Raw genomic sequence first — 25383 nt, 5'->3', positions numbered from 1 at the left:
CTCCCCCATCAGCACTCTTCCGGAGTTGCGGGTGGGGGAGCGTTGTCGTGTGCAGTAGGCTCTCCACAATGAGCCACGCTGATGCGAAGAAACGTCTTCTCGCCGCCTATGACCAGCAGCTTCGTACTGATGCGGAGACGTCGGATGCGCTGACAGTTACGTCGCTTGGGCCGCTGCGTTTGGCCACCTTCTTCGGTGGCCGCGGCTTCATCACCTACCGGGACCTGGGTGGGGCGGACGAGGAAGGTATCCGTGGCCTGGTTGCTGACAGTGTTGCGTTCTTCAAGAGCCGGCCTGAAATCACCAGGGCCGAGTGGAAGACCCGCGGGCACGACGACGCCCCTGGCCTCCACGAAGCTCTCCTCGCCAACGGCTTCGCCGCTGGGGAGCCCGAATCGATCATGATCGGGGAGGCGCAGGCGCTCAGTGCGGACGTGCCGCTTCCCGACGGCGTGACGTTGCGTCGCGTCGTCGACGAGCCGGATGTGCGGGCCATGACGGCGATGCAGGACGAGGTGTTCGGTGATCCTGTGTCGGACGAGATGGCCGATGGCCTGCTGCACAGGTTGACGTTGGACGACGGCATGGAGCTGTGGGTCGCTGAAGCGGAGGGTCGTGTTGTCAGCGCTGGACGCCTGGATCCCGTGGCCGGGACCGATTTTGCCGGGATTTGGGGAGGGGCAACCCGCCCGGAATGGCGAGGCCGTGGAATTTACCGTGCACTCACTGCGCGCCGCGCCCAGTCGGCGCTCGCGAAGGGCAAATCCTTCATCCAGAGCGACTCAACCGAATACTCGCGCCCGATCCTGGAGCGCTCCGGTTTACTCAAGGTCTCGACGACGACGCCGTACCACTGGGCGCGGAGCTAAAGAGCGCGGCCGGCTAGGCGTTTGTTGAGCCTGTCGACCTCATCGAGCACTTCCGTAGCTGCCCACGCGCGGTTCCGCTTTGACTGGGTAATCAGTGAGAGCACTCCAGCCTCAGTCAGCCTGTCCAGGACTCTGTAGATGGAACGTTCATCAACGCCCGCAACATAGGCGGCGCTGTGGGCTTCGAAAACCGGCCGTTCCAACAGCCAAGGGAGGATCTTTTCATCGGATGAGCCCTTGCGTGGACGCACAACCTCAACCCACGCCGAAGGCAGAGAATCCAAGGCAGTCACAGACTCACTTGCAGCTTCCGCTGCACGCAGAGAGGACCTGGCCAGATAGAGCACGAAAGGATCCAGGTCTCCCGTGCGGTAGATGTTCAGCAGCGAGAAGTAAGTATCGATATCTGCGACCATCGCCGAGGCAATAGGAGTGACAGTGTTTCTGGTGAGGCCCCGTCGTCGCGAAATGGCGCCTATCAAGGCCCGTCCGATGCGGCCATTTCCATCGGTGAAGGGGTGAATGGACTCGAATTGAGCGTGGGCAATGGCTGCTTGCGCCATGATAGGGACGTCTCTTCGCGCGCAGAACGACAAGAGGTCATCCATGAGACCGGGAACCAGCGCGGGAGGAGGCGGAACATGCACTGCGCCTCTTGGTGAATAGTCGCTTCCCCCAATCCAGTTCTGGACATTCCGGAACAAACCGGCGTTGTGCCCGTCGACCGGGTCGTCCTTCATGAGCTTCCTGTGAGCTGCCAGGAGGGCTTGCAGTCGAACCTCGCCAGCTTCACCCGCGTCCTGAATCATGCTCTGAACGGCCTCTGCCGCAGCCACCATGGACTTGGCTTGATCGGAGGCCTTGAGTCCAACAATTGCTCTGGCATAGTCATTGCGGTTCGCGTCCACATGCTCGATCTTTGACGATGAAACCGCTTCGCTCCGCAGCAAGAAGCCGCTGATGGCCGCCATCCGTGAACCCGCCCTCACGTCGAGGGAGGCCACGGCGATGGCGGCTTCTTCGAGGGTCACGATCGTTTCCCGTCCAGGCTCGTACCAAAGTTCTCTAATCTCCGGCGGGAGCGAGACTTCCACCTCGGTGAACATTCGGTCTTCCCGAGGGGGACGGCCGGAGCTCTTCCAAGGCATTACCTCACTGCCGTGAATCGGCCATGTCCCCATCAACCCTCCAGAAGAGTGAACAACCCAAGCGTTATTCGCATTTTATGCCAGAAATGCGAATAGTGGAGCTGTTGTTTGCTCTTCGCATGAGGCGAGGGTGAAGGAAAGGCAGCTCAGGGTTCGCAATCATTTATTTACAAGGGACCCTATCGCCTCGGACTGACAATCATGCGGCGCAGCAGAGTGTATATATGTATACAAGTACACCTTCTCTACATGGCGGCAGAATTGACAGACCCACAAGCCCGGAACACCGGCGCCCACCTCGTCTACAGCGAACTCAAGCGGCGAATCCTCAGCCTGGAACTCAAACCTGGTGAGCGCATCTACGAACCCGCCATGGCGAATGAGCTGCAGGTCAGCCGGACGCCCCTGCGGGAAGCCATCCGCCGGCTGATCTCTGAAAGCCTCCTGGAGCAGCAACCCACCGGCGGAGTACTGGTTCCGGTGCTCGACGAAAAAGCCATTTCAGAGATGTACGACGTCCGTGCTGCCTTGGAGTCCTTGATGGCCCGGGAAGCGTGCGCCAAAGCCACCGCGGTAGACCTCGAAGAGCTTCGGGGGATCGTGGCCCGCAACGCGGCGCTGGTGGACTTCGCGGATGAAGCCATGAAATACGGGGTCGCCCTGCACGCGACGATTGCCAGGATCGCAGGCAACTCCTGGGCCCAACGCTTTCACGGGCAGATCTCCAGCCACGTTGAGCGCTACAGATACTTCACCAACAACGCTCCCCACCGACGCGACGAAGCACTTGCCAATCATCGGCTGCTGGTGGATGCCATTGCGTCCAAGGATGCGGAAAAAGCCGCCCGGATCGCATTCGAGCACGTCATCGGTGCCCGGGATGAGACTTTGCGGGTCATTTCCCAGCACGGTCTCGACGTCTCATGATCGGCGAACTCGGGCGCCGCTCGTCTACAGCGCTTCTCATCCACTCTGCGCTGATACAGGCCGTGACTTTCCTGGTCCGGCCCGCTGCGACTTACAGGGCCCTGGAACTTGATGTCCCTGCCTTCGCCCTCGGCGTGCTGGCCGCCAGTTACGCCGTCTTCCCTCTGCTGCTGGCACTGCCGATCGGCGGCCTCGTGGACCGTTTGGGAGAGCGTCGCCTCATGGCGACCGGGTCCGCCGTCGTCCTTGGCTGTTCCGCGTTCCTGCTCTTCTGGGGGACGTCGGTGGCAGCCTTGGTGGCCGGAACGGCCCTCCTTGGTGCTGGCCAGTTGGCGTGCGTGGTGGGCCAGCAGGCGGTGGTGGCGAACAATGCTGCGTCATCCCGACTGGACTCGGCGTTCGGCTACCTGACGTTCGCGGCGTCGCTGGGGCAAGCCCTTGGCCCGCTGGCGATCTCCGTAGTGGGCGGGGCTTCCGTGCACCCCAACACGCAGGCGATTTTCATCTTGTCCGTTGGCATGAGCCTGGTGTTGTTCCTGACCACGTTCGTCATCTCACGCGGTGTCAGTGGCCGCACCGGCAGAACAAGGGCCAGGAATGGCCCCAAGGGTGGCGCGATCGCGCTACTGAAGACGCCCGGCGTCGTACGGGCCCTCGCGACGAGCGCCACCGTGCTGGCCGTCGTCGACCTGACTGTTGTCTACCTGCCCGCGCTTGGTGCCGAGCGCGGGCTGTCCGCCGCGACGGTGGGTCTCATGCTGACCGTCCGCGCCCTGTTCTCCATGGTGTCCCGGATCGGCCTGGGCAGCATGTCCCGCAAGCTCGGCCGGATGCGGCTGCTGGTCCTGAGCTTGGCCATCTCCACGATCGCCCTTGCCGTAGCGGCGATTCCGATGCCCGGGTGGCTATTGTTCGTGGTCATGGCACTCCTGGGGCTCGGGTTGGGAATCGGTCAGCCGCTCACGATGTCGTGGCTTTCCGCGCAGGCGCCGGCCGGTCAACGCGGGCGCGCGCTGGCTCTTCGTTTGGCTGGCAACCGCGTGGGCCAAGTGGTACTGCCCAGTGCCATCGGTGTAGTCGCGGTGGGTCTGGGGGCGGCAGGGGTGTTCCTTGCATCGGCGGTTGCCGTGGGCGGGACGATGCTGCTGCTGCGGGGTGTGCGACTGGACGACTGATCCACCCGTCACGTTCTGGCCCCTCGCCTCACTGCTAGTTAAGCGGGAAAGTGAGGGGGACGGTTCCCAGTGGAAGAAAGCACTGTGTTCGTGATGTCGGATCCGGAGAATTTGCCGGTGCGTTACTACAAGGCATGGGAGTACTTCGTGCCGGGTGACGAAGTCGAGGTCAAGCAACCAGGTGCTGCCCTTGATGCGGGCGTGGTTGTGAATGTCATGCCGGATGGCAGTGGCGTCTGGGTCTACGTCAACGGCGTCGGGCAACGTCTTTTCAGCGTCGAGGATGATGTCGCGATCACGATTAGGAACGCCACGGAGCGCACGGATATCACGCTGACCGGAAGTCAGAAGAGGAACCCTTGAAGTCACGACTTTTAGCATTTGCAGGAGCGTTGGCAGTTGGCGGTCTCTTTGGCTACGTATCCGGCCCTGTGGTTGGTGTAACAGTTGGCCTCTCCGTTCTCGGAGGCGCGCTGCATGACAGGAAGAGACGGCGCAACAAGCTGTCATCGGCATCCGAAGCAAAGGAGTAACTCCATGGAGAAACCGCTGTCCCCCATCTTTGACGACAATGGCATGGAAGTCAGTCGTGATGCCTTTTGGGGCCAGAAAGAGTTAGGGGCCGAATTACGTACAACCCCGCAATACGTTGGTACGTTGTTGCGCTTGGTGGGCCTTCTGCAGGATGGATCCAAAGATCCCAGCGGTGAAGCGCTCAGAACCGGTGCAGCAATCTACGTTACGGTTGCGACGGCGGATGGGCCTCATCGTTATCCGAGATGGAGGAAAGAGCTGGTCCTGGGTGTTCTTTCTCGAGCATTACGGGATCATCCAAAGCCATTGACGGCGACCGATAAGGGAAACCTGAGGAATGCACGTTCCTTCCATCCTCAGCCCCAACCGTTTGAAGAAAGGCTTTCGAATTTGGAGCGCCGGGTCGAGCAGCTGGAGAGGCAGACAAACCCAGGCTTCCGCTCCAGCTGAGTCTCGCCCGTGCCCCACCCCTACTCCGCGAACAGCGCCGCCAGGTCCTCCGCCGTCAACGAACCGCCGGCCAGTGCATCGCCCTCCATCACATCCGCGAACAGCTGCGACTTCTTGGCCTTCAACGCCATGACCTTCTCCTCGATGGTGTCCTTCGCCACCAACCGGTAGACCATGACGTTCCGAGCCTGCCCGATGCGGTGGGTGCGGTCCACGGCCTGGGCTTCGGAGGCAGGGTTCCACCACGGATCCAACAGGAACACGTAGTCCGCCTCGGTCAGGTTCAAACCGAAACCACCGGCCTTGAGGGAGATCAGGAACACCGGCGCAGTGCCGTTCTTGAACTCACTCACCACGTCTCCACGGTTCCGGGTACTGCCGTCGAGGTAGCAGTACTCGATCCCCTCCGCGTCCATGCGCTCGCGGACCTTGCCCAGGAATCCGGTGAACTGGCTGAAGATCAACGTCCGGTGTCCCTCGGAGATGATGTCCTCGAGTTGCTCGAACAGCACATCCAGCTTGGACGAGCGCACGGCAGCAAGCGAGGAATCCACCAGCGACGCATCCAGGCTCAGCTGCCGCAGCAGGGTCAATGACTGGAAGATCGTGAATCGGTTCTTGTTGACGTCGTCGATCAGCCCCAGGATCTTCTGACGCTCACGCTGCAGGTGTGTTTGGTAGACCTTTTGGTGCCGCGGGTTGAGCACCACTTCGAGGATCTGCTCCTGCTTCGGCGGCAGATCCTTGATGACCTGCTCTTTGGTGCGGCGCATCATCAGTGGACGGACACGACGCCGGAGCTTGTCCAGCTGCGCCGAGTCACCGTTCTTTTCCACCGGCTTTTGGTAGTTTTCGGCGAACCTCTTGGGGCTCGGGAACAGACCGGGCGCCACGATGGACGTCAGCGCCCAGAACTCCATGAGGTTGTTCTCAAGAGGAGTACCGGTGATCGCGAGCTTGAACCGGGCAGGGAGCTTCCGCGCGCACTGGTACGCCTTGGATTGGTGGTTCTTCACAAATTGGGCCTCGTCCAGCATCAGCCCGGCCCACTGGAAATAGGCGTAGGCCTCGTAATCGATCCGGAACAAGGCATAGGAGGTAATGACGACGTCGGCCCCCGCCATGGCTTCCGACGGCAACAGGCCGCTCTTGGCGAAGGTCTCCGAAACCGTGCGCACCACAAGGCCTGGAGCGAACCGCTGCGCTTCCAACGCCCAGTTGCTGACGACGCTGGTGGGAGCCACAACAAGGAACGGCGCCCTGTCATTGCCATCGGAGACGGCGAGCTCCTTGGCCGCGCACATAAGCGCGATCGCCTGCACGGTCTTGCCCAGGCCCATGTCGTCCGCCAGCACGCCGCCGAGGCTGTGCTTGTACAGGAAGCTGAGCCAGTTGAAACCCTCCAGCTGATACGGACGCAGCTCAGCGTTAAGGCCGGCCGGCAGCGGCAGCCCGGTCACGCCGTCGTCGAGCAGTCCGCCAACAGCCTCGCGCCAGGCAGCGGCCTGTTCGTCCACGATTCCGAGCTGCGCGAGCTCATCCCAGAGCCCCACCTGGAAGCGGCTGATCTGCAGGGTGCCGTCCTTGTTGTCGGGGTTGTCCTGAAGTGAGCGGGCTTCGTCGATCAGGGCGCGGAGCTGATGCAGTTCGGGCAGGTCCAGGGAGAAGTGCGCGCCGCTGGGAAGGAGCATACGGGTTTGGCCGGCGGCGAGCGCGGAGAAAACAGCCGCGAAGGAAACCGGTTCGCCTTCGAGCGTGATCACAATTCCGAGGTCGAACCAGTCACCGCTGGCGGTTTCCTTGGTGGAGATGGACACTACCGGTGCTTCTTCAGCCTCCCGGTAGTCGGCGATGTCGCCGGAAGTTTCCACGACGACGTCGGGCAGTTCCTTGAGCGCGGGCAGCACCTCTTCGGTGAAGGCCAGGGTGTCCAGGCCGCCCAGTTCCGCGGTAGCGGCCAGGCGCGGGGCACCCCACCCTCCCGTTGCCGACTCCGCGAGCGCGGGGACCGCGTCCCACGGCCGGCCGAGCGATTCAAGAATGCGTGCCTCGGCAGCATCATCCCGGTAGCCGCGGTCGTCCGGGTGCCGCCACAGGGGCTGCGCGGTGACGAGCGTTCCGGAGGTGTAGTGCCATTCCCAGTGCAGCCGGACTTTGTGGTCGTTGCCGTAGTTGGCCAGGAGCGAGAGCGTCGGCACGGCAAGGGTGGGCAGCTCCACGGACTTGTCGGCGGCCTGGACGGGCGTGGATTGCCGCAGCTTCGGGTAGAACGAGGTCAGGAAGCGGCTCTCGTCCTCAGCGGGTATCTGGAGCGTCTGCCCCTCGGTGACGAATTCGAGCAGCTCGTCGCTGATGGCACCCTCGATCGGGGCCAGTGTGATCAGGTTCTTCTGTTGCGGAACTCCGGGCAGCGTTTCGCCGGAATGGGTAAAGAAGATGCCGGTGGCCGGCTTACCCAGGAAACCCAGGGTCCCGGGGTCTACGGCATCCCCGCCGACGGTGACGGACGGCGCAAGTTCCAGGCCGCCGTCGTGCGTTGCGCTTTCGGTTCCGTTCGCGTCCAGTCTCGCCAGACTGAGTCCGACGACGGCGGGTTGGGCCTCGACGCGGACAGGCTCGCTCCCAGCGGAGTGGATGAGCGGGAGGCCGGCCTTTTTCGCCTCATCGAGCAGGGTCCACAAGTTCTTGGCGGCGAAGTCGTTCAGGCTCAGCCACATCGCACCGGAGGGCTGTTGCCGTCCGTTGCTGGAACCGTGGGCGGCCAGGAAAGTCTGAAGCCACTCGACGTGGACCTCGTTGAATTCGCGCCGGAAACTGACGTAGCTCAGGTTGTTCCAGGACACGTCGCCGCGGATCCATTTGCCTTTGGCGCCCATCATGACGGGGCGGGCCTTGAGCTGGCGGACGCTGCGCATGGGGTCGCGCCGGCCTGTGTAGGAGAAGTGCGCGGCCGGTTCCTCCACTTCGAACTGGAGGGCCAGGGGGATTCCCGCGGCGGAGGGCGCAGTGCCGGGCTTGGCGATCAGCCTGTTGAGGGCTTGTTCCCAAGCGGGACGCGCTGCGCCGATCTCCGACGGCCTGGCTGTCTGGATGCCTGGCGCTTGCGACAAAAGTTGGGCGCGGATGGTGGGGTGGTCTTCGGCGGTGAAAAGCAGGGCCGCCACGTGCTTGCAGTCCTTGCGGACCGGGCAGCTGCAGATCCCCACAGTGCAGCTCCAGCCGGCGGGCTTGCGGACCAGTTTGGCCGACGTCGAATACGGTTGCGGGCCGCTGCCGCGGACCTTGCCCAGGAGAAGCCCGGTAGCCGGATCGAAGGAAATGCCGCTCACCCGGCTGCCCATGGCATACGCCAGTCCGGCCGCCAAGGAGCGGTCGTTGATGGCTGGAGTCTGAATGGCCAGTTCCCAGGATTCGTCGGTGGGGGACGGCATGCGTCGGGCTACTTTCGGCAGGAGGTTATCTGCTCAATCTTAGTCAGCCCCCAGCGGCCCCCAAACTTCGCCCACCGTTCACCTCCACCTCGATTGCGGCGCCACTGCCACGCGTACGTTGTAGGTGTCCGGAGCACCATCAGCTTTCAGCAGTGAGGATTTCCCATGACTACCAACGAATACCCCGTCGTCCTGAACAAGAGCGCTTTCGCAGCCGGCAACGGGGATGTAGTGGATTCCAACGTCACGGTCGTGAACCATATGTACGCCGAACTCCTCAACAGCGACGAGATCTCACCCGCCGCGCTCAACAGCTACTTTGTGGACTTCTACCTGACCCAGGCGCTCTCGGGTGGGTTCGCGCAGTACGTGTTCACCGCTCCTGAGCGTGAAGAGGTTGATGCCTACGTCCGTGCGGGCCTTGAAGCCATGGGCGCTACCCGGCACCTGGATCTCTTCGACCGCACTGCTTCGGCGTTTGATGCGTTGACGGAGGACGAAGCCGAAGCCTATCTTGACGGCGAGCTGGATGAGGCCGAGTCGCCCGTTCCTGCCGTTGAGGCGCTGGACGAGTTGGACGGTGAGTTTGAAGCCTTGCTTGAAGAGGAGGACATTATCGACCTCAACGCCGTGTACCTCCGCGACCAGTCCGAGCTGCTGGTTCTTTCCGACGAAGAAATCGAGGCACACATCGCAGTTCGTGTGGCCCTCATCCCGGATTTGGCCGAGCGCCAGGCCGAAGCTGAGGAGGAAGCACTCGCCAACGCTCCCGAGTTCGAGGTCATCATCCGGGAACTGTGCAATGTGGCCGGCTTTGCGCTGGAGAAGATCACCATGGGCGATCCGAACTACGAGCACGACGGCGTGAAGACCCTCGCCTGGCACTTCTCCACCGACCACGGGGACTACCTCATGATCGAGGACGACGAGGAGGCCTTCATGATCCACCCAGAGACCAAGGAAATCATTGCGGCTGTGGAGTTCGAGGAGTCCGACGAGTTCGTGGGGGCCTAGGCCGTTCGCGCCTCGCCGGGCGCCTCGCTGAGATCGCTGGAACGCTGCGGGATCGCCGGAGTTTTCCAGCGATCCCGGCAGCTTCCGGCGACTTGGACTGGGTCGAGGCGCTAGCCGGTTCTGGCCCTACGCAGCTTGACGAAGCCCCAGAGGATTGCCGCCTGCCAGCAGACAAGCAGGCTAATCCAGATCCAGCCCGGCCCATGTTTTACGAAGTCGAGCGTCATCGCCACCAAACCCAGTATCCACGCCACCTCCTGGAGAACCAGGAATGACAGGTTTGCGCGGTTCTTCGTGGTGCCCTTCTGTGTCATGTTCTCTCCCCCCCGGAGTGTTGCAGTCCTGCCTCGGTGAGCTGCCCGGCAACTCGTGGTCGACGTCGTCCGCTGTTTCAACCGTACGCTGCGTCTGCTCCCGCCGCTTCGTGGGAAGCGTGCGCAGTCGCCGCAAGGTTGCGGGCGGCTTCGCAGCGTTTCCACTATTTCGGCCCGGGCTTTCCACATAGCGAGGGCCGGCCCTTCTGCGACAGGATCGGGCCCGGTGATGCTGGGCCGATGGAATCAACGTCAGCAACTCCGGTCATCCCCGTCTTGCCGTTACCCTCACGCGGCCATATGTGGAGGACCGATGAACTGCTCCGCTTCGGGCTAAATGCCAGAAAAATCAGGGCGCTGGTAGACGCCGGGGAATTGCAGCGGTTGAGGTACGGCTGCTACATCAGGTCCAGCAAGTGGAACGCCCTGGGTCCAAGGCGGAAGGCGATGGCGCGCATCGTGGCGCACGCCCATGGCACGCTGACAACGTCGTCGGGCGGTCTCGTTTACAGCCACCTCTCCGCGGCGCGACTCCACGGATTGTTCGTGTGGGGTGTTGATGACAAGGTCCACGTGCTTTCTCCAGTCAGGCCTTCTCCGGACCGCTGGGGCAAGGATGTCACGGGACATACAGAGAGCTTCACTGAAGACGATGTCGTGATGGTTCGGGGCCTGCGGGCGACCTCGCTTGAGCGCACCATGTTCGACTGCGCGAGAATGCTCAGCTATCCAAAGGCTCTGGTGATCATGGACCATGGGCTGCGATTGGGCGGGGACATCCAAACGCTTAACCGGATGCTGGCGGCCTCCAGCGGCAAACGGGGTGTGCGAACGCTGCGCAAGGCACTGGAGAACGCAGATCCGCGCTCCGAGTCTGCTGGGGAGACGCTCACCCGTGACCTGATGCAGAGATTGCGCATCAAGCCCCCTCAGCCGCAATTTGAGGTTCAAACCCGGATTGGCCGCCATCGCATGGACTTCGCTTGGGAAGACGTGAAGCTGGCTTTGGAGTTTGACGGGCGAACCAAGTACTTCGACTACAAGCCAACGGAAGAGGTCATCTTCCAGGAACGCCGGCGTGAGAAGGCACTTATGGAAGATGGCTGGCGCTTCATTCGGATCGAGTGGAAGGACTTGTTCCAGGAACGGGCCTTCAAGGAACGTATTCTCCGGGCCCTTGGATGACGGGTGGCTTTGCCCAGTTCGCGGGAAGCCTGCGAGCCCGCCGCAAGTTTGCAGGGGTATTGGCAGGCTTCCCGCGAATTCGATGCGGGGGCGGTCGGCTTCCCGCGAACTCGGCGTCGGCGGGGCCGGGGAACAGAACAGCCCTCAGTAACCCGTAGCCGCGGCCCCCTTGACCATCTCTCCGCTCGGGCTCACGAGGTACCAGACACCGCCAACGCCTTGGCCCGTGACATCCCCGGCGGCCTTGTCCTTGGCGTAGTAGTACAGGGGCATGCCGTTGAGGGTGACCTGCTTCTTTCCGTCAGGGGTCGCGATGGTTCCCACTGTGCCGGTGACGCCATCAACGCTCGGGGTGGCCGACGTCGTCGTAAATACCGGCCAGGCCGTGAGGCAGGCGCCGGTGCAGGCGCTTGTTCCCGAGTCCTTCACGTCCTTGGTGAAGAAGTACAGGCTCATGCCCTTGCTGTCCACCACGATCTGGCCGGCGCTGGAGGACGCGGTTTTCATCTCGGCCGCGGCGGCAGGGCTGGAGGCTGCAGAGGATGTGGCTGCAGTTGACGAGGCCGCAGGCGGCGCCGAAGATGACGTCGATGTTCCGGAGCTACCACCACAGCCTGCCAACGCGGCGGCCAGGACCAGAGCCCCGATTCCCATGCTGAGTTGCTTTTTCATCCCTAGCTCCTTCGACGAGCCGGCCGGACGGGTCGGCGCTAACCCGTACGACGCCGGTCGGGCGAGAATGGTTCAAGTGAACCTTTTCGCGACGTAAGTCGTCGTATCGGGTGACACAGCGAAGGAGGTGGCTATGCCGTTGGATGAGGACGTGGTGGCAGCGATCTACCGCGACCACGGCGTAGCGCTGAAGCGCTTCGTGCTCAGCTGCACGCCCGACGCCAATCTGGCCGACGACGTGGTGCAGGAAACCATCCTCAAAGTGTGGCAGCACGCCCCGCAGATCACTGGAAGCCTGCGCAGTTACCTGTTCAGGACCGCGAGGAACGTGATCATCGACAATTACCGGAAGGCCCAACGCCGCCCCACCGAAACGGGCGAGCATGACCTGCCGGACCATGCAGCCACCGAACGCGTGGACGAACTCCTCAACCGCGTGCTCATGGAGGAAGCGCTGCTGCGGCTTAGCGTCGAACACCGCGAGGTCCTGGTAGCCCTCCACTATCAGCGGTTCACTGTCGTGGAGGCTGCGCTCCAGCTGAACATTCCTGCGGGAACTGTGAAATCCCGGGCTTTCTACGCTGTGAAGGCCCTCCGAACGATCCTTGATGAAATGGGGGTGGAACGATGAACGGCGAGTCCGTCCACCAATTGCTGGGCGCCTATCTGCTGGGTGGCCTTGAGCCGGAAGAAGCCCGTGCCTTCGAAGACCACCTCGCCCGGTGTGCCGAGTGCCGCGGTGAACTGGAAGAGCTGGAGAGCCTTCCCGCGCTCCTGGACGCAGTCCCCGCTGCCGACGCCGTCGCGCTCACCTCAAGTGGCAACGCAACGCCGGCGCCATTGGGAACGGAAGCGGAGCAGCTTCCGGAAAAGGTTCTGGTTGATCTTGCGGTCCGCAGGCGGAAATCACGACGCCGGTGGGCAGCTGTTGTTGGTGCGGTCGCCGCTGCGTGCCTGGCGCTTGGGTTTTTTGGTGGCCCTTTGCTGAACCAACCTCCGAAGCCGGATGCGAGCTATTCAGTGCAGTCGGACGGTGGGCTTCAGCTGACCGTGGATATGGTCAAGAAGACCTGGGGCACAGAGCTGGATGTCGAAGGACGCAGCATGCCACTCCAAGGGACGCTCTACCTCTGGGTGAAGGGCCGTGACGGGGCCGAGGAACGTACGTGCGGGTGGACGGCCACGCCGAGTGGGCGCATCAAGATCACGGGCGCCACCCCGGTGCAGTTGGCAGGCATCGCCGGAGTGGAGCTCAGGGACGAATCCGACAAAACGGTGGCGTCGATCTCTGTGCCGTGAGGGTCGGTGCCGTGATGAGTCACTGCCGCGACTGGGCTTTCAACTCGGCCACCAGCGCCGGATCCTCGCAGGCCCGGGCGAAGGCTTCGATCCGTCGTTCGATTTCCCGGCCCAGCAGCCAACTGCCGATTCTCTCAGCCACTGGTCTGATGAGAGCCGGGCGGCACGAAAAGGTGTACTTCCAGACGGCCCGGGTGCCGCCGTCGTCGGGGGTGAACCGCCAGCCGCCGCCGAAGTTCTCAAAGAACCACGGACCGGACACCATGGTCATGCCCACGTTGCGTGGGGGAGTGTAGGAGACGTATTCGCTGACCATCTTCAGGCCCATGCGCGAAACCGTCCGGGTCCGCACACCTTTGCCCGCAGCTCGGGCGCCATCCATGAAGGACTGGGCGGAAATGAAGGGGTCCCACTTGAGCCTGAACGCGCCCGTGGTCTGGGAGAGGGCGAACGCTGTTTCAGGGTCGAGGCGAATGAATCGTTCGGCGCGGACTTGGGGCATCAGAATCCCTGCCCGGAGCCGAGCACCAGGAACACGATGAAGACCACGCCGAAGATGTTGATCGCCATGATCGAGAGTCCAACGATCCCGGTGACCCGGCCGACGTTCATTCGTCCGGCGCGGAAGACCGCAAGCAGCCCGCTGACCACGGAGACGACGGCTAACAGCACTGCCGTCCCGGCCAGGACCAGGGCGCCGATCCACCACGCGTCGTTGCCCTGGTTGTAGCGGCTCATGGCCGAGGCAACGGCTGCGATGCCCAGCGGAATGCTCACCGCGGCGGCGATGGGCGAAAGGACCGCCGAGATGATGCTCGTGATACCGGCGCCCAGACCCGGCGTGCCGAAGCGCTGTGGTTGCCGGTACTGGTCCACCGGCGGCTGGTAGCTCATGGTTCCCCCCAAAATCCGTTGGCTAAAGCTTGCGGTACGTCAGGTCGAAGATCATCCGGCCGGCCTCGTGTGCCTTGTTCTCGAAGCTGGTTCGAATGCGGCCCTCGAAACGCGGCGCCCAGCCGCCCTCCTGGTCCACACCCTCGTTTGGGCCGGTGTGCTCCGTGCTGACGGGGGCCCGGCCTTCACGTACAGGCGCGCCGCCCACAACGGATTCGACGCCGGATTGCCAGACTTGCGTCAACGGGCTCTCCTCGCCGCTGCGCTCGCCTTCGTGCATGTTCTCAAACTCCGTGGAGCCCGCCAGGACTTCCCGGACGTGGACTGCGTAGTTGGACCAGTCGGTGGCGATCCTCCAGTAGCCGCCCTTTTGCAGGGCCTTGGCGGCAACAGAGGCGAAGGCCGGCTGGATGAGGCGGCGCTTGTGGTGGCGGGCCTTGTGCCAGGGGTCGGGGAAGAAGACCCAGAGCTCGCTGACGGAGCCTGCGGGAAGCATGGATTCGAGGACCTCGGGGGCGTTGGCTTCCACCACCCTCACATTGGTCAGTCCGCGGCTGTTGATCTTGATGATGGTGTTGGCAAGGCCCGGAGTGTAGACCTCGACGGCAAGGAAGTCCTTGTCCGGGTTCTGCTCGGCGGCGTGAACAACCGCGTCACCCAGTCCCGAACCGATCTCCACGATCAACGGAGCTTTGCGGCCAAAAACGGCCTCGGCGTCGAAGGTGTAATCCGGGTGCACGGACGTGTTGGCCACGTGACGGGGAACCTGGACAGCCCAGCGCTCGGCGTGCTCTTCCCACGCCGCCTGCCTGCGTCCCTGGAGGCGGGTGCCGCGGCGCACGAAACTGACCGGACGGCCACCATAGGTTCCGAAGGAAGCCTGGCTGCCGGGAGTTATGGGGCGTGGGGTATCTGGGGTTTCACTCATGTCCATTCAAGAATACTTTGCGCGCGCAGGGATCCTCCCAAGTGCCCGGCGGCATTTGCCAAGACCCTAGATGAGCAGATCCAGGTACTGCCGTCGAGCCTTCATGGCGTGAATCAGAAGCTCATTGCCGCTGTCGAACCTGAGTACCACGAGTTCGAGTAGGCGGCCAGTGGGGTCGAAGCCAAGCCTCAACTGCCGTGCCGGGCTGTCCTCATCGAGGTCCGCGATGTAGATGGCCTGCTCAGCCGCGTGAATGGCGTCCTCAGCACGGATGCCGTGCTTAAGCGCAGATGCATGCGCCTGCACTACGCCGCGCTAATCCACGCCCGGACGGCTGCGCGGATCGCTTCTGAGCGGCTCAGGTGATCATGCTCGGCGCGGGCAGAGAGCTGCCGAAGCAGCTCCGCGTCCATGCGTACGGGCACCACTTCGCCGGGGCCCTCGCCAACCGGGCGGCGGCCACGCTTGCGAAGTTGCTCAGTTGGGTATCCGCGCTCGGCCTCGTCAGCCCAGGCTTGGATCATCTCAGGGGTGACTGGTGCACCATTGATCCGCTCAGCACTCATGTCTAAATCGTATTACGAAATTGAGGGTCGGGAAAGGGCGTGCGACGGCCTGACAGAATAGGACGTGTGACCTCCTCCCAGAAGCCCGCCGCAACAGAGAAATCCGTCCTGCCCGGGATCGCCGTGGACGCGGAGATCGATGACGAACCCCCGGCGCACCCCACGCAACTCCGTGGCAAGAGGGGCCTGGTCTACCTCGGCATCTGCCTTGTCCTTATCGGCCTGAACCTGCGAACGGTCTTCTCGAGCTTCTCAGCGGTCCTTCCCGAAATAACGTCCGACGCCGGTCTGCCGGGCTGGTCGCTGGTGGTCCTCACCACGGTGCCGGTCACCTTGTTGGGCGTGTTCGCGCCGCTTGCCCCAATCCTGGCCCGGAGGTTTGGTGCAGAAAGAGTGCTGCTCGGGGCCATGGCAGTCCTCACGGCGGGCCTTCTGCTCAGGCCGCTGGATATCCCAGGGGCCGGGCATCTCCCCGCACTTCTGGCCGGAACCGCCGCGTGCGGTGCCGCGATCGCGCTGTGCAACGTCCTTCTCCCCGGGGTGGTGAAGAGGGACTTCCCGCACCGCCTTGGCCTGATGGGCGGCCTCTATACGACGGCAATCTGCGCGTCAGCCGCGCTCGGTGCCGGATTCACGTACCCGGTCTTTACGGCAACCGGCCACTGGACGTCGGCGCTGTGGTTCTGGGTGGTGCCGGCCGCCGTCGTACTTTTGCTGTTCCTGCCGTTGGCAATCCGCCAGCCGTCCGTAAAGCACCAAGCCATCCACGGAGGCGTGAACGTGTGGCGCTCGGCGGTGGCTTGGCAGGTGACCCTGTTCATGGTGCTGCAGGCGATGATGTCCTTCAGCGTGTTCGCGTGGATGGCACCCATCCTGCGCGACCGGGGGATTGACGGCGCAACGGCCGGGCTCATTGTGTCGGTGTCGATCGTGCTGCAGATGCTCGGTTCACTGTTTGCCCCTGCGCTGGCTACCCGTTTCAAGGACCAGCGGATCATCAACATGGTGGTGGCCCTGATGACGGGAGGCGGCTTCGCGCTCACCATATTCGGACCCACGGAACTCATCTGGGTGTGGACCGGGCTGAATGGGCTTGGACAGGGGTCGCTGACGGCGGTCGCCCTGACGATGATCATGGTCCGCACCCGGGATGCCCATACTGCCGCGCACCTTTCCGGGATGATGCAGGGGGTTGGCTATGGGCTGGGCTCCACAGGGACGCTGATGGTGGGTCAGTTGCATCAGGCAACGGGAGGCTTCGCGGCGGCGGGGATCCTGTTCCTGGTGGTCGGTTTGCTGGCGGCGTTCTTCGGTTATCGGGCCGGCCGTGACCGCTTCGTTTAACCCAAGTAGGGGACAGCTAACGGCCCAGCGAGCGCTCAGTGGGCCGTTAGCTGTCCCCTAGTTGGGGGAGGGGGGTTAGACGGTCAGGTCCTTGCCCTTGGTTTCGGGGATCGTGAACACGAACGCGATGCTGATCACCAGCAGGACCACGGCATAGACGTTGAACAGGTAACCGTGACCGATCGTGCCCAGCCACGTCTGCAGGTACGGCGCCGTTCCACCGAAGGCCGCGACGCAGATGGAGTACGGAACGCCGACGCCGACGGTACGGATGTGCGTCGGGAAGAGCTCCGCGTACACGGCCGGAACGATCGCGGCGCTGCCTGCGATGAAGAACAGCATCACGGACATGGACACCGTGAGCTGCCACGGGGAATCCTTCAGCAGCCACGTCATCGGGAAGTGGAGCAGCGCAGCACCCGCGGAGGACATGATCAGGACGGGCTTGCGGCCGATACGGTCCGAAAGCTTGCCCCAGAACGGCAAGGCAGCGATGAACACCACGTTGGCAATGACGCCTGCCCAGAGCGCCGCTCCCCGGTCCATCTTCAGGGCGGTTGCCGCGTAGCTTGGGGCCACGACGCCCCAAATGTAATAGACCACCGTGAGGCCAACAGTCAGCCCGATGACCTGCAGCGCCTGCTTGCGGTACTTGACGATCTGAGGCCACATCGGGGCACGCTTTTCCTTGGGCGCCTCGGCTTCGAACGCCTCGGTTTCCTTCATCTTGGAGCGCATGATCAAGGCGTAGATGCCCAGCGCGCCACCGATAAGGAACGGGATGCGCCAGCCCCAAGCGCTCATGTCGTCCTTGCTCAGGACGGCGGTCAGGATCGCGCCCAGCAGCGTGCCGGCCAGGATGCCGGCGGTGCCGGAGGTGTAGATGAGGGTCGCCCAGAAGCCGCGCTTCTCCTTGGGCGCCATCTCGGAAAGGTACGTTTGCGACGACGGCAACTCGCCACCGTGCGCCAGGCCCTGGATGAGCCGGGCCACCAGAAGCATCGCGGATGCGAAGGCTCCGACCGCCGCAAAGGTGGGAGCGATACCGATCAACAGGCTGCCCACGGCACCCAGCGCAACGGCGATGGTCATCGAGGTCTTGCGGCCGATCCGGTCACCGATCCAGCCGAAGAGGAACCCGCCGAACGGTCGCGCTACGAATCCGACGGCGAAGATCGCCAAGGTGGACAGCACGGCTGACGTGGGATCGGCCTGGCTGAACAGCGCGCCCGCGATGAAAGGCGAGAACGTGGCGTAGATGGCCCAGTCGTACCATTCAACGGCGTTGCCGATGCCGGTGCCGACCAGTGTGCGGACGTGCGACTTGTGGACCTTGGCGTCGGGGGACGTTCCAACGGTGGTGGTCATGGGGTTCTCCAGGGGGTTTAGTTGCCGGCGAGGGTGGCGATGCGGGATACGGCGAGTTCGGCATAGAGCGCCGCGCCGTCGGTGAGGACGCCGTCGTCGAACGTTGCGTACGGCGAGTGGTTGAAGGGCGACGTCGTGTGGTCGGCTCCCGGAGCGACGGCACTGAGTCCGACGAACGTTCCGGGGACCTCGGCGAGGACCCGGGAGAAGTCTTCCGAGCCGCTCAGGGGAGTGGCGATCCTGGTGTGCCTGGACTCACCGAACATCCCGGCGATGACGTTCTCTGCAGTGGTGGTCTCGTCGTCGTTGTTGATGGTGAGGGGGTATTCCTCCTGGTAATGCACATCGGCCTCCAGGCCATGGGCTGCTGCGATGCCGTGGAGCAGCCGGGGTACTGTCTCCATCATCTTCCGGCGTGACTCTTCTGAGAAGGTCCGGATGGTTGCTTCGATGCGGGCGGTCTCGGGGATGACGTTGCGCTTGGTTCCGGCATGGAGGACGCCCACGGTCAGGACTACGGGATCGAACATGTTGAACTGCCGGGTGACCATGACCTGGAGCGCGGTGACCATCTCAGCGGCGGCTGTTACGGGGTCCTTGGCCGAATGCGGGGCTGAGCCGTGGCCGCCGGCGCCCAGGACGGTTACGACCAGTCCGTCCGAGGAGCTGAGCATGACGCCGGGCTTGGTGACGAACCGGCCGTGCGGTTCCAGGGAGGAGAAGACGTGCATGCCGTAGGCGGTATCGGCGCGGCGGCCGGCGGCATCCAGGACGCCTTCCTTAATCATGTAGCTGGCGCCGTCGAATCCTTCTTCGCCCGGCTGGAACATGAGGATGACGTCGCCGGCCAACTGGTGCTGCCGCTCGGCAAGGAGCGTGGCGGCCCCGGCGAGCATGGACGTGTGGAGGTCGTGGCCGCAGGCATGCATGGCACCATCCACACGGGAGGTGTAGTCGACGCCTGTTGTTTCCTGCACGGGCAATCCGTCCATGTCCGCCCGCAACAGCACCACGGGCTTCTCAGCCGAGGCGTGCGCCGCACTGCCGCGCAGGACTGCGGTGACCGACGTCGTCTCCTTGCCCAAGGTGATTTCGTACGGGAGTCCGTCCAGCGCCTTGAGCACCTTCTCCTGGGTGCGGGGGAGTTGCAGGCCGATCTCCGGTTCGCGGTGGAGGTCGTGGCGGAGGCGGACGATGTCCTCCCGCAGTTCCTTGGCGTCAGCGACGATGGTCATGATTCTCCTGGATCTATCCGGTGATGCTTTACTCATGCCATTGTGGGGTGACCTGCTTCACACGCACGGAAAGAGCTGTAAATATGCATTGATATGCCCCGATAGGCAGGATTCATGCGTCACTTTGGGATAATCAACTCATGGAGCTCAGCGAAGAAGATTTGCGCTTGGTCAACGCCTTGCAGATATCGCCCCGGATCAGTTGGTCCGACGCCGGCAGCGTCCTGGGCGTCCACGCCACCACTCTTGCCTCGCGCTGGGACCGTCTTCGGGCCGCGGGCGCTGCCTGGACGACGGCGCACCTCATGGGCGATCCAAAGGACATGTGCCTTGCGATGGTGGACATCGACTGCGAAATGCACTTGCGGCCGGACGTCACTGCCGCTGTGGCGCAGCTTCCCGAGGTCATCACCGTGGAAGAGGCCGCCAGTAACCGCGACCTGACGCTCACGGTGATTACCCAGGACCTGGAACAGTTCAGCACCCAGGTGTTGCCGCGGCTCAAGGAAATCCGCGGACTCACCAAGTACCACACGGCCTTGTGCACGCGGATCCACACCAGCGGCTACGCCTGGCGGCTGAATGTGCTCAGCAAAGCCGAACAACAGGCCTTGCGGGCACTCGCGGGCCCTGAAGCCGTCAACCCTTCAGCCCCGGATACGGTGGTGGCGCCCCTGCCGGAAACGCACCTGGCGCTCATCCCGTTCCTTGCCCGGGACGGCCGTGCCACAGCCGCAGAGATCGCCCGGGCGCTGGGCCGCAACCCGGCCACGGTCCAGCGCCAACTGGGGCGCGTGCTGGCCAGCCGGATGCTGTCCTTCCGTTGCGAGATCGCCCAGCAGTTCTCCGGATTCCCCATCACAGTCCAATGGTTTGCGAACGTCCCGGCAGGTCAGCATGAGGCCGCCGCCACGGAACTCAGGGCCATCCGCAACGTCCGCTTCTCCGCGTCCACCACGGGCCGGACCAACTTCACCATGATCATGTGGTTGCGCTCGTTGGCGGATGTCATGGAAATGGAGCTCACCATCCAGCAGCGGATCCCGGGCATCGAACTGGTGGAGAGTGTGGTGATGCTCAACACCGCCAAGCGCGTGGGGTGGATGCTGAACCCGGACTCGACCGCAACAGGAACAGTGGTGCCTCCCTATGGCGAGTTGCTGCCGGAGGGCGTCTAAGCGTGTTTCGTGGCCCTCAAGACGGTGTCAAGAGTGGTCCCGGATTCGCCGCTGGGACCTGAAACAGTCCGTTTCCTGTCCGTCAGGACGTTCACGAACCACGGCTCACGATCCAGCCGCAGGGCTCCCGCAAGCTGCTCCGGAGTGAAGAACAGGCCGGCCTCGTGGTGGTGCTGGCTCCAGGATGGAAGGCCATGAGGGTGGTGCCCGACCACCAGCAACGTACCGCCGGGGGCCACCGCGGCTGCCGCTGAAGTGACGGAATCACGCCATGGCAAAAGAGGCGAGTGCAGGAACTGCGCCGAGACAAGATCGAACTCCGGCTGCGGTTCCCACTCGGTGAGGTCCTGCTGCTGCCAGGTGATCCGGTCAGCGACGCCCGCCTCTTCGGCGTGGGCAGCTGCCCGTTCAAGCGCGACGGCGGACACGTCCAGGGCGGTGACCGTCCAGCCCTGCTTCGCGAGCCAGATGGCGTCGCCGCCCTCCCCGCAGCCCAGGTCGAGGGCCTTGCCGGGATTCAGGTCCTTGGCTTCGGCAACCAGCTGCGGGTTCGGATTGCCGCTCCAGATCTTGGCCCGCTCCCGGTACATGCCATCCCACATGTCCACTGCGTTGTCCGCGTCCTTGTGGAGGTTCAGCCCACCCTGCTGGGCACCTTCGTGGCGGGCGCCTTCGTGCTGGACGCCGTGTTGGTGAGTGCCGGCGTCGTGCGTGTGTTCAGTCATGACCCAAGCGTGCCAAGAGGCTCCAGCGCAAGGCAATGCCTGTTGCCGTTTCGGCAAGGTTTGCTATTTCAGGCCGGGCTCCTGTGCTGACAAAGTCCAGCGCTGCGCCCCGGCCCCGGAGGCGCCGAGCTCGTCCGACGGGTTCTGCAGCGTGCAGGATTTCAGGCTCAGGCAGCCGCAGCCGATGCACCCATCGAGGTCGTCGCGCAGGTGCTGCAGCGCGGCGATCCGCTCATCCAGTTCCTCCCGCCAGCGCAAGGACAACTTGCTCCAGTCCCGCTTGGTGGGCGTGCGGCCTTCGGGCAAGGAATCCAGGGCGTCCCGGATGTCCTTCAGCGGCAAGCCCACCCGCTGCGAGGTCTTGATGAACGCCACCCGCCTCAAGGTGTCGCGACGATACCTCCGCTGGTTCCCCGCCGTCCGCTCGGCTTCGATGAGCCCGTTGCGTTCGTAGAAATGAAGGGCCGACGGCGATACTCCGCTGCGCTCGGAGAGCTCACCAATGGTCAACGGCCGGTGGGCGGGGGCGGAGGACATGGGACTGCTTCCGGTAGGGCGTGCTGGATTGACCTCAACATTAGTTGAGGTTTTAGGCTGGCGTCCATGACCTCTGACACCTCAACGGCTGGAATTCTGGGCCGCCCCTACCTCCTTGCCACCGTTGGGGCCTGCGCGCTGGTCTTCCTGAGCGCGTTCGAATCCCTCGCGGTGACAACCATCATGCCGCTCGTGAGCCGCGACCTGGATGGAGCCGGCCTCTACGCGCTGGCTTTCGCCGGACCGCTGGCTACCGGCGTGATGGGGATGGTGGCGGCGGGCAACTGGTCCGACCGGCGGGGTCCCGCAGCGCCCCTTTACTCCTCGGTTGCGCTGTTCGTGCTGGGCCTGCTCATCGCGGGAATGGCGGGAAGCATGGAGGTCCTGGTGCTGGGGCGCCTGGTCCAGGGCCTGGGAGGCGGCGCGATGACCGTGGCCCTCTACGTTTTGGTGGCCCGCGTCTACCCGCCCGGGCTGCACCCCAAGATCTTCGCCGCCTTCGCCGCGTCCTGGGTGGTTCCTTCCCTGGTGGGTCCCTTCGCCGCCGGGGTTGTGGCGCAGCTGAGCAGTTGGCATTGGGTGTTCCTGGGCGTCGTGGGCCTGGTTGTTCCGGCTTTGCTGATGGTGGTGCCTGCCGTGCGGGCGATGGATTCCGAACCCGCTGCCGAATCCGTTCCCTGGGCCTTTGGGCGCATGGGATGGGCGGCGCTCGCGGCCCTTGCCGTGCTGGGACTGAACCTGTCCGCAGAGGTTCCGGGCGTTGGCGGGGTGATTGCCGCCGTCGCACTTGTCCTTGCAGTGGTGGCCCTGCGGCCGCTGGTACCGCGCGGGACGCTGACCGCAAAGCGGGGTCTGCCCAGCGTCATCCTCACCCGCGGGTTGGCGTCTGCGGCGTTCTTCGGGGCCGAGGTTTACCTGCCGTACCTGCTGACTGAGCGCTACGCCTTTACCCCGACATTTGCCGGGCTGACCCTGACCGGGGCGGCACTGGCGTGGGCTGGCGCATCGGCAATCCAGGGGCGGCTGGGCGCCCGGCTGGCCGATGATCGCGCGATCAAAACCGGTGCCGCCCTGGTGCTGGTGGCCATTGTCCTAACGCTTGCGACCGTAACCTTTGCGCTGCCTCCGGCGGTTGCCATCGGTGGCTGGATCCTGGCCGGCGGCGGCATGGGGCTCATGTACCCGCGGCTGTCCGTCATGACGCTGGCGCTGTCCAGCGAGGAAAACCAGGGCTTCAACAGTGCGGCCATGTCGATCTCCGACTCACTCGGCGGCGCGTTGTCTCTCGCCGCCACGGGATTGGTTTTCGCGGCATTCACGACGACGAACCCGTTTGCGGGGGTCTTCGCGATGACGGCGGTGATCGCCGTCGTCGGGGTCGTCATTGCGCCGAGGGTCGCCGCCCGCGCCGCCACATCCGCGCCCCGGACCGACGCCGAGGCCCACCTCTCACTGACGCAACCCAATTAGGGGACAGCACATGTCGCAATGAGCGCTCATTGCGACATGTGCTGTCCCCCAGTTGGGCGGGGGTAAGCGGGCGCAACGCTGCCCGATGCAAGGCTCCTCCCCGAACACTGCTAGAATAAGAACACTTGATGTGCGGTGACGCCCTGAAGCAGGTGGCCTGAACGGCTGCGCGGCGGGGCATTTTTCATGTGAGAGGCACATCCTGCGTCGATGAACGCGTTCCATTTGGTCCCGGCCACCGCTGTTGCAGCGAATCGGTAGACCACCTGACTTTTCCTCGGCGAACCCCTGGCCCAACCGGCGTCGGGGGCCGATGTCCGCAACTGGACACCGCCCGAAAGACATGAAGTTTATGACTACTTTTGCTGCCCTTGGCACGCCCAAGGCCATTGCTGAATCCCTCGCCGCAGACGGCATCGAAGAGGCATTCCCCATCCAGGTGAAGACCCTCCCGGACACCCTCGCAGGCCGTGACGTCCTGGGCCGTGGCCGCACCGGCTCCGGCAAGACCATCGCTTTCGCCATCCCGCTCGTGGCCCGCCTGGCCGAGCGTGAAGCCAAGCACTTCCGCAAGCCCGGCCGCCCCATGGGCCTGGTCCTTGCACCGACCCGCGAGCTTGCGACCCAGATCAACGCCACCATCGAGCCGTTGGCCAAGGCCATGGGCCTGAACACCACGGTGATCTACGGCGGCATCTCCCAAGCACGCCAGGAAAAGGCGCTGCGTGCCGGCGTGGACATCGTCATCGCCTGCCCGGGCCGCCTCGAAGACCTGATCCGCCAGCGCATTCTGACCCTCGAAGCCGTTGAGGTCACCGTGCTTGACGAGGCCGACCACATGGCCGACCTCGGCTTCCTCCCGGTGGTCAAGAAGCTCATGGACATGACCCCCAAGCAGGGCCAGCGCCTGCTCTTCTCCGCGACGTTGGACAACGGTGTTGACAAGCTGGTCAGCCGTTACCTGTCCAACCCGCTGACGCACTCCGTGGACGATCCCCAGGCCGCTGTCACCACCATGGAACACCATGTCCTGGTGGTCAACGACCAGACGGTCAAGAAGCAGCTCATCGTTGAACTGGCCTCCGGCGCCGGTCGCCGCGTCCTCTTCATGCGGACAAAGCACCACGCCCGCAAGCTTGCCAAGACCCTCACGGACGCCGGCATCCCCGCCGTCGACCTGCACGGAAACCTGTCGCAGAACGCCCGCGACCGCAACCTTGCCGAGTTCTCCAACGGTGACGTCCGCGTCCTGGTGGCCACCGACGTCGCAGCCCGCGGTGTGCACGTTGACGACGTCGAACTCGTCATCCACGTTGACCCGCCCACGGAGCACAAGGCCTACCTGCACCGTTCCGGCCGTACGGCCCGCGCCGGTTCCGATGGCACCGTGGTCACGCTGACGCTCCCTGAGCAGCAGAGCGACGTCAAGAAGCTCATGAAGGCTGCCGGCGTTGACGTTTCGTTCGAGCGCGTCACTGCCAACTCCCCGTTGGTGGCCGACCTCGTTGGCGAGATTGCCGACAAGGTTGATCCCCGCACCCGCGCCGCGTTGCTCGCGGCGAAGGCTCCGCAGCAAGGTGGCGGCACCTCCACCGGTGCCAACGCCCAGCGCAAGCGCGCCCGCCGTTCCGGCCAGGCTGCTCCCACCGCTGGTGGCCGCGGCGGTCGCGGCGGACGTGGCAAGGTTTCGGCCGAGCCGGTCCGCACCGACGTCAACCGCGCCGAGCGTCGCGCAGCAATGAACGACGACGTCGCCCGCAACTCACGTGGTCGCGGCAAGTCGGGTGCCACGCACCGCAACGACGTTCCAGGTTCGCAGGGGCAGGGCGGCCGCAGTGGCCGTCCGGCTACGGGTCAGCGCTCGGCGTCGGCTCCGCGTTCGGCCTCGGCCACCACAACCCGCGGCACCGGTAACAAGGCTGTTTGGTCTTCGAACACCGGTGGAACTTCTGGCGGATCCTTCGGTTCGGGCTCCGGCAACTCCGGTCGCGGTGGTTCCGGCTCGGGTCGTCCGGCCCGCAGCGGCCCCCGTCGTGCGTCGGCTCCGGCCTCGAACGAGCGCCGCGGCCGCTAGGTAAGTTCCAGTTGTGAGGCCCGCTCTGCGTCCTATTCCTTGGGTT

At 64.1% G+C, this 25383-nt stretch carries 26 protein-coding genes; 13 read left to right on the top strand and 13 right to left on the bottom strand.

Features of this window, described 5'->3' with window-relative positions; genetic code table 11:
- The first annotated feature begins 68 nt into the window (after nucleotides 1–68).
- Nucleotides 69–869 carry a GNAT family N-acetyltransferase gene (locus N5P29_RS18070; protein ID WP_262276177.1) on the top strand — a complete coding sequence of 267 codons (801 nt, stop codon included), beginning with the start codon at nucleotides 69–71 and terminating at the stop codon, nucleotides 867–869.
- Here the strand turns inward: N5P29_RS18070 and N5P29_RS18065 are convergent.
- The gene (locus N5P29_RS18065; protein WP_262276176.1) at nucleotides 866–1975 is read right to left on the bottom strand and encodes a Fic family protein; all 1110 of its coding nucleotides are present in this window, start codon (nucleotides 1973–1975) and stop codon (nucleotides 866–868) included. The two genes, N5P29_RS18070 and N5P29_RS18065, sit on opposite strands and share 4 nt — an antisense overlap.
- A gap of 303 nt (nucleotides 1976–2278) precedes the next feature.
- Here N5P29_RS18065 and N5P29_RS18060 point away from each other — a divergent pair, with 303 nt between their 5' ends.
- The 4 genes from N5P29_RS18060 (at nucleotide 2279) to N5P29_RS18045 (ending at nucleotide 5103) form a co-directional block, all read left to right on the top strand.
- A complete protein-coding gene (locus N5P29_RS18060; RefSeq protein ID WP_262278613.1) occupies nucleotides 2279–2944 on the top strand; it encodes a GntR family transcriptional regulator in 666 nt (221 codons plus the stop codon).
- Complete coding sequence (locus N5P29_RS18055) at nucleotides 2941–4119, top strand: MFS transporter (RefSeq protein WP_262276175.1); 1179 nt, start codon at nucleotides 2941–2943, stop codon at nucleotides 4117–4119. The genes N5P29_RS18060 and N5P29_RS18055 overlap by 4 nt, the downstream gene beginning before the upstream one ends.
- A gap of 69 nt (nucleotides 4120–4188) precedes the next feature.
- Nucleotides 4189–4482, top strand: coding sequence for a hypothetical protein (locus N5P29_RS18050; protein ID WP_262276174.1), 294 nt, complete (start codon nucleotides 4189–4191; stop codon nucleotides 4480–4482).
- 174 nt (nucleotides 4483–4656) lie between these two features.
- Nucleotides 4657–5103 (top strand): hypothetical protein, encoded by a 447-nt coding sequence (locus N5P29_RS18045; RefSeq protein ID WP_262276173.1) that lies wholly within the window; start codon nucleotides 4657–4659, stop codon nucleotides 5101–5103.
- 20 nt (nucleotides 5104–5123) lie between these two features.
- On the opposite strand, the gene N5P29_RS18040 is transcribed toward N5P29_RS18045, so the two are convergent.
- A complete protein-coding gene (locus N5P29_RS18040; RefSeq protein WP_262276172.1) occupies nucleotides 5124–8534 on the bottom strand; it encodes a DEAD/DEAH box helicase in 3411 nt (1136 codons plus the stop codon).
- A 165-nt stretch (nucleotides 8535–8699) separates the two neighbouring features.
- Here N5P29_RS18040 and N5P29_RS18035 point away from each other — a divergent pair, with 165 nt between their 5' ends.
- On the top strand, nucleotides 8700–9548 hold the full coding sequence (locus tag N5P29_RS18035) for a DMP19 family protein (RefSeq protein ID WP_262276171.1): 849 nt from the start codon (nucleotides 8700–8702) through the stop codon (nucleotides 9546–9548).
- Nucleotides 9549–9658: 110 nt separating this feature from the next.
- Here N5P29_RS18035 and N5P29_RS18030 read toward each other — a convergent pair whose 3' ends face one another.
- The gene (locus N5P29_RS18030; RefSeq protein ID WP_262276170.1) at nucleotides 9659–9862 is read right to left on the bottom strand and encodes a hypothetical protein; all 204 of its coding nucleotides are present in this window, start codon (nucleotides 9860–9862) and stop codon (nucleotides 9659–9661) included.
- A 240-nt stretch (nucleotides 9863–10102) separates the two neighbouring features.
- Between N5P29_RS18030 and N5P29_RS18025 the strand changes: the two genes are divergently transcribed.
- Nucleotides 10103–11047 (top strand): hypothetical protein, encoded by a 945-nt coding sequence (locus tag N5P29_RS18025; protein WP_262276169.1) that lies wholly within the window; start codon nucleotides 10103–10105, stop codon nucleotides 11045–11047.
- Nucleotides 11048–11191: 144 nt separating this feature from the next.
- Here N5P29_RS18025 and N5P29_RS18020 read toward each other — a convergent pair whose 3' ends face one another.
- Nucleotides 11192–11719 carry a COG4315 family predicted lipoprotein gene (locus tag N5P29_RS18020; protein WP_262276168.1) on the bottom strand — a complete coding sequence of 176 codons (528 nt, stop codon included), beginning with the start codon at nucleotides 11717–11719 and terminating at the stop codon, nucleotides 11192–11194.
- 133 nt (nucleotides 11720–11852) lie between these two features.
- Between N5P29_RS18020 and N5P29_RS18015 the strand changes: the two genes are divergently transcribed.
- Nucleotides 11853–12350, top strand: a complete 498-nt coding sequence (locus N5P29_RS18015; RefSeq protein ID WP_262276167.1) for a sigma-70 family RNA polymerase sigma factor — start codon at nucleotides 11853–11855, stop codon at nucleotides 12348–12350.
- Nucleotides 12347–13018 carry an anti-sigma factor family protein gene (locus tag N5P29_RS18010; RefSeq protein WP_262276166.1) on the top strand — a complete coding sequence of 224 codons (672 nt, stop codon included), beginning with the start codon at nucleotides 12347–12349 and terminating at the stop codon, nucleotides 13016–13018. Before N5P29_RS18015 ends, N5P29_RS18010 begins: the two co-directional genes overlap by 4 nt.
- Before the next feature lie 19 nt (nucleotides 13019–13037).
- On the opposite strand, the gene N5P29_RS18005 is transcribed toward N5P29_RS18010, so the two are convergent.
- The 5 genes from N5P29_RS18005 to N5P29_RS17985 form a co-directional block, all read right to left on the bottom strand.
- Nucleotides 13038–13520, bottom strand: coding sequence for a type II toxin-antitoxin system RatA family toxin (locus N5P29_RS18005; protein WP_262276165.1), 483 nt, complete (start codon nucleotides 13518–13520; stop codon nucleotides 13038–13040).
- Nucleotides 13520–13912 (bottom strand): hypothetical protein, encoded by a 393-nt coding sequence (locus N5P29_RS18000; RefSeq protein WP_262276164.1) that lies wholly within the window; start codon nucleotides 13910–13912, stop codon nucleotides 13520–13522. The genes N5P29_RS18005 and N5P29_RS18000 overlap by 1 nt, the downstream gene beginning before the upstream one ends.
- 22 nt (nucleotides 13913–13934) lie before the next feature.
- Nucleotides 13935–14840, bottom strand: coding sequence for a tRNA (guanosine(46)-N7)-methyltransferase TrmB (trmB, locus tag N5P29_RS17995; RefSeq protein WP_262276163.1), 906 nt, complete (start codon nucleotides 14838–14840; stop codon nucleotides 13935–13937).
- Nucleotides 14841–14906: 66 nt separating this feature from the next.
- The gene (locus N5P29_RS17990; RefSeq protein ID WP_262276162.1) at nucleotides 14907–15146 is read right to left on the bottom strand and encodes a toxin; all 240 of its coding nucleotides are present in this window, start codon (nucleotides 15144–15146) and stop codon (nucleotides 14907–14909) included.
- Complete coding sequence (locus tag N5P29_RS17985; protein ID WP_144661213.1) at nucleotides 15146–15406, bottom strand: ribbon-helix-helix domain-containing protein; 261 nt, start codon at nucleotides 15404–15406, stop codon at nucleotides 15146–15148. The genes N5P29_RS17990 and N5P29_RS17985 overlap by 1 nt, the downstream gene beginning before the upstream one ends.
- A gap of 66 nt (nucleotides 15407–15472) precedes the next feature.
- On the opposite strand from N5P29_RS17985, the gene N5P29_RS17980 reads away from it, so the two are divergent.
- Nucleotides 15473–16750, top strand: a complete 1278-nt coding sequence (locus tag N5P29_RS17980; protein WP_262276161.1) for a CynX/NimT family MFS transporter — start codon at nucleotides 15473–15475, stop codon at nucleotides 16748–16750.
- A gap of 75 nt (nucleotides 16751–16825) precedes the next feature.
- Here the strand turns inward: N5P29_RS17980 and N5P29_RS17975 are convergent, their stop codons facing one another.
- Together N5P29_RS17975 and N5P29_RS17970 are read right to left on the bottom strand one after the other, a co-directional pair.
- Nucleotides 16826–18118, bottom strand: coding sequence for an MFS transporter (locus N5P29_RS17975; protein ID WP_262276160.1), 1293 nt, complete (start codon nucleotides 18116–18118; stop codon nucleotides 16826–16828).
- Between the two features lie 17 nt (nucleotides 18119–18135).
- Entirely contained in the window at nucleotides 18136–19353 is a 1218-nt protein-coding gene (locus N5P29_RS17970; RefSeq protein WP_262276159.1) for a M20 metallopeptidase family protein, read from the bottom strand.
- 140 nt (nucleotides 19354–19493) lie between these two features.
- Between N5P29_RS17970 and N5P29_RS17965 the strand changes: the two genes are divergently transcribed.
- The gene (locus N5P29_RS17965) at nucleotides 19494–20531 is read left to right on the top strand and encodes an Lrp/AsnC family transcriptional regulator (protein WP_262276158.1); all 1038 of its coding nucleotides are present in this window, start codon (nucleotides 19494–19496) and stop codon (nucleotides 20529–20531) included.
- On the opposite strand, the gene N5P29_RS17960 is transcribed toward N5P29_RS17965, so the two are convergent.
- Both N5P29_RS17960 and soxR read right to left on the bottom strand, forming a co-directional pair.
- Nucleotides 20528–21256, bottom strand: a complete 729-nt coding sequence (locus tag N5P29_RS17960; RefSeq protein ID WP_262276157.1) for an SAM-dependent methyltransferase — start codon at nucleotides 21254–21256, stop codon at nucleotides 20528–20530. The two genes, N5P29_RS17965 and N5P29_RS17960, sit on opposite strands and share 4 nt — an antisense overlap.
- 63 nt (nucleotides 21257–21319) lie before the next feature.
- On the bottom strand, nucleotides 21320–21793 hold the full coding sequence (soxR, locus tag N5P29_RS17955; RefSeq protein WP_262276156.1) for a redox-sensitive transcriptional activator SoxR: 474 nt from the start codon (nucleotides 21791–21793) through the stop codon (nucleotides 21320–21322).
- A gap of 66 nt (nucleotides 21794–21859) precedes the next feature.
- Here soxR and N5P29_RS17950 point away from each other — a divergent pair, with 66 nt between their 5' ends.
- Both N5P29_RS17950 and N5P29_RS17945 read left to right on the top strand, forming a co-directional pair.
- Nucleotides 21860–23263 carry an MFS transporter gene (locus N5P29_RS17950; protein WP_262276155.1) on the top strand — a complete coding sequence of 468 codons (1404 nt, stop codon included), beginning with the start codon at nucleotides 21860–21862 and terminating at the stop codon, nucleotides 23261–23263.
- Between the two features lie 352 nt (nucleotides 23264–23615).
- Nucleotides 23616–25337 carry a DEAD/DEAH box helicase gene (locus N5P29_RS17945; protein ID WP_262276154.1) on the top strand — a complete coding sequence of 574 codons (1722 nt, stop codon included), beginning with the start codon at nucleotides 23616–23618 and terminating at the stop codon, nucleotides 25335–25337.
- Nucleotides 25338–25383: the final 46 nt, after the last annotated feature.

Source organism: Paenarthrobacter sp. JL.01a (assembly GCF_025452095.1).
In the GTDB taxonomy this organism is placed as follows: domain Bacteria; phylum Actinomycetota; class Actinomycetes; order Actinomycetales; family Micrococcaceae; genus Arthrobacter.
The sequence above is the reverse complement of the archived record's forward strand: the minus strand, read 5'-3'. Positions and strand labels throughout refer to the sequence as shown.

Bases quoted from the DNA above. Each gene is read 5' to 3' on its own strand.
- N5P29_RS18020 (WP_262276168.1), bottom strand. From the start codon at position 11,719: ATGAAAAAGCAACTCAGCATGGGAATCGGGGCTCTGGTCCTGGCCGCC.
- N5P29_RS17945 (WP_262276154.1), top strand. From the start codon at position 23,616: ATGACTACTTTTGCTGCCCTTGGCACGCCCAAGGCCATTGCTGAATCC.
- N5P29_RS18070 (WP_262276177.1), top strand. From the start codon at position 69: ATGAGCCACGCTGATGCGAAGAAACGTCTTCTCGCCGCCTATGACCAG.
- N5P29_RS18055 (WP_262276175.1), top strand. From the start codon at position 2,941: ATGATCGGCGAACTCGGGCGCCGCTCGTCTACAGCGCTTCTCATCCAC.
- N5P29_RS17950 (WP_262276155.1), top strand. From the start codon at position 21,860: ATGACCTCTGACACCTCAACGGCTGGAATTCTGGGCCGCCCCTACCTC.
- N5P29_RS18015 (WP_262276167.1), top strand. From the start codon at position 11,853: ATGCCGTTGGATGAGGACGTGGTGGCAGCGATCTACCGCGACCACGGC.
- N5P29_RS17965 (WP_262276158.1), top strand. From the start codon at position 19,494: ATGGAGCTCAGCGAAGAAGATTTGCGCTTGGTCAACGCCTTGCAGATA.
- N5P29_RS18030 (WP_262276170.1), bottom strand. From the start codon at position 9,862: ATGACACAGAAGGGCACCACGAAGAACCGCGCAAACCTGTCATTCCTG.
- N5P29_RS18035 (WP_262276171.1), top strand. From the start codon at position 8,700: ATGACTACCAACGAATACCCCGTCGTCCTGAACAAGAGCGCTTTCGCA.
- N5P29_RS17975 (WP_262276160.1), bottom strand. From the start codon at position 18,118: ATGACCACCACCGTTGGAACGTCCCCCGACGCCAAGGTCCACAAGTCG.
- trmB (WP_262276163.1), bottom strand. From the start codon at position 14,840: ATGAGTGAAACCCCAGATACCCCACGCCCCATAACTCCCGGCAGCCAG.
- N5P29_RS17960 (WP_262276157.1), bottom strand. From the start codon at position 21,256: ATGACTGAACACACGCACGACGCCGGCACTCACCAACACGGCGTCCAG.
- N5P29_RS18000 (WP_262276164.1), bottom strand. From the start codon at position 13,912: ATGAGCTACCAGCCGCCGGTGGACCAGTACCGGCAACCACAGCGCTTC.
- N5P29_RS18065 (WP_262276176.1), bottom strand. From the start codon at position 1,975: ATGTTCACCGAGGTGGAAGTCTCGCTCCCGCCGGAGATTAGAGAACTT.
- soxR (WP_262276156.1), bottom strand. From the start codon at position 21,793: ATGTCCTCCGCCCCCGCCCACCGGCCGTTGACCATTGGTGAGCTCTCC.
- N5P29_RS18040 (WP_262276172.1), bottom strand. From the start codon at position 8,534: ATGCCGTCCCCCACCGACGAATCCTGGGAACTGGCCATTCAGACTCCA.
- N5P29_RS18010 (WP_262276166.1), top strand. From the start codon at position 12,347: ATGAACGGCGAGTCCGTCCACCAATTGCTGGGCGCCTATCTGCTGGGT.
- N5P29_RS18025 (WP_262276169.1), top strand. From the start codon at position 10,103: ATGGAATCAACGTCAGCAACTCCGGTCATCCCCGTCTTGCCGTTACCC.
- N5P29_RS18005 (WP_262276165.1), bottom strand. From the start codon at position 13,520: ATGCCCCAAGTCCGCGCCGAACGATTCATTCGCCTCGACCCTGAAACA.
- N5P29_RS18045 (WP_262276173.1), top strand. From the start codon at position 4,657: ATGGAGAAACCGCTGTCCCCCATCTTTGACGACAATGGCATGGAAGTC.
- N5P29_RS17985 (WP_144661213.1), bottom strand. From the start codon at position 15,406: ATGAGTGCTGAGCGGATCAATGGTGCACCAGTCACCCCTGAGATGATC.
- N5P29_RS17970 (WP_262276159.1), bottom strand. From the start codon at position 19,353: ATGACCATCGTCGCTGACGCCAAGGAACTGCGGGAGGACATCGTCCGC.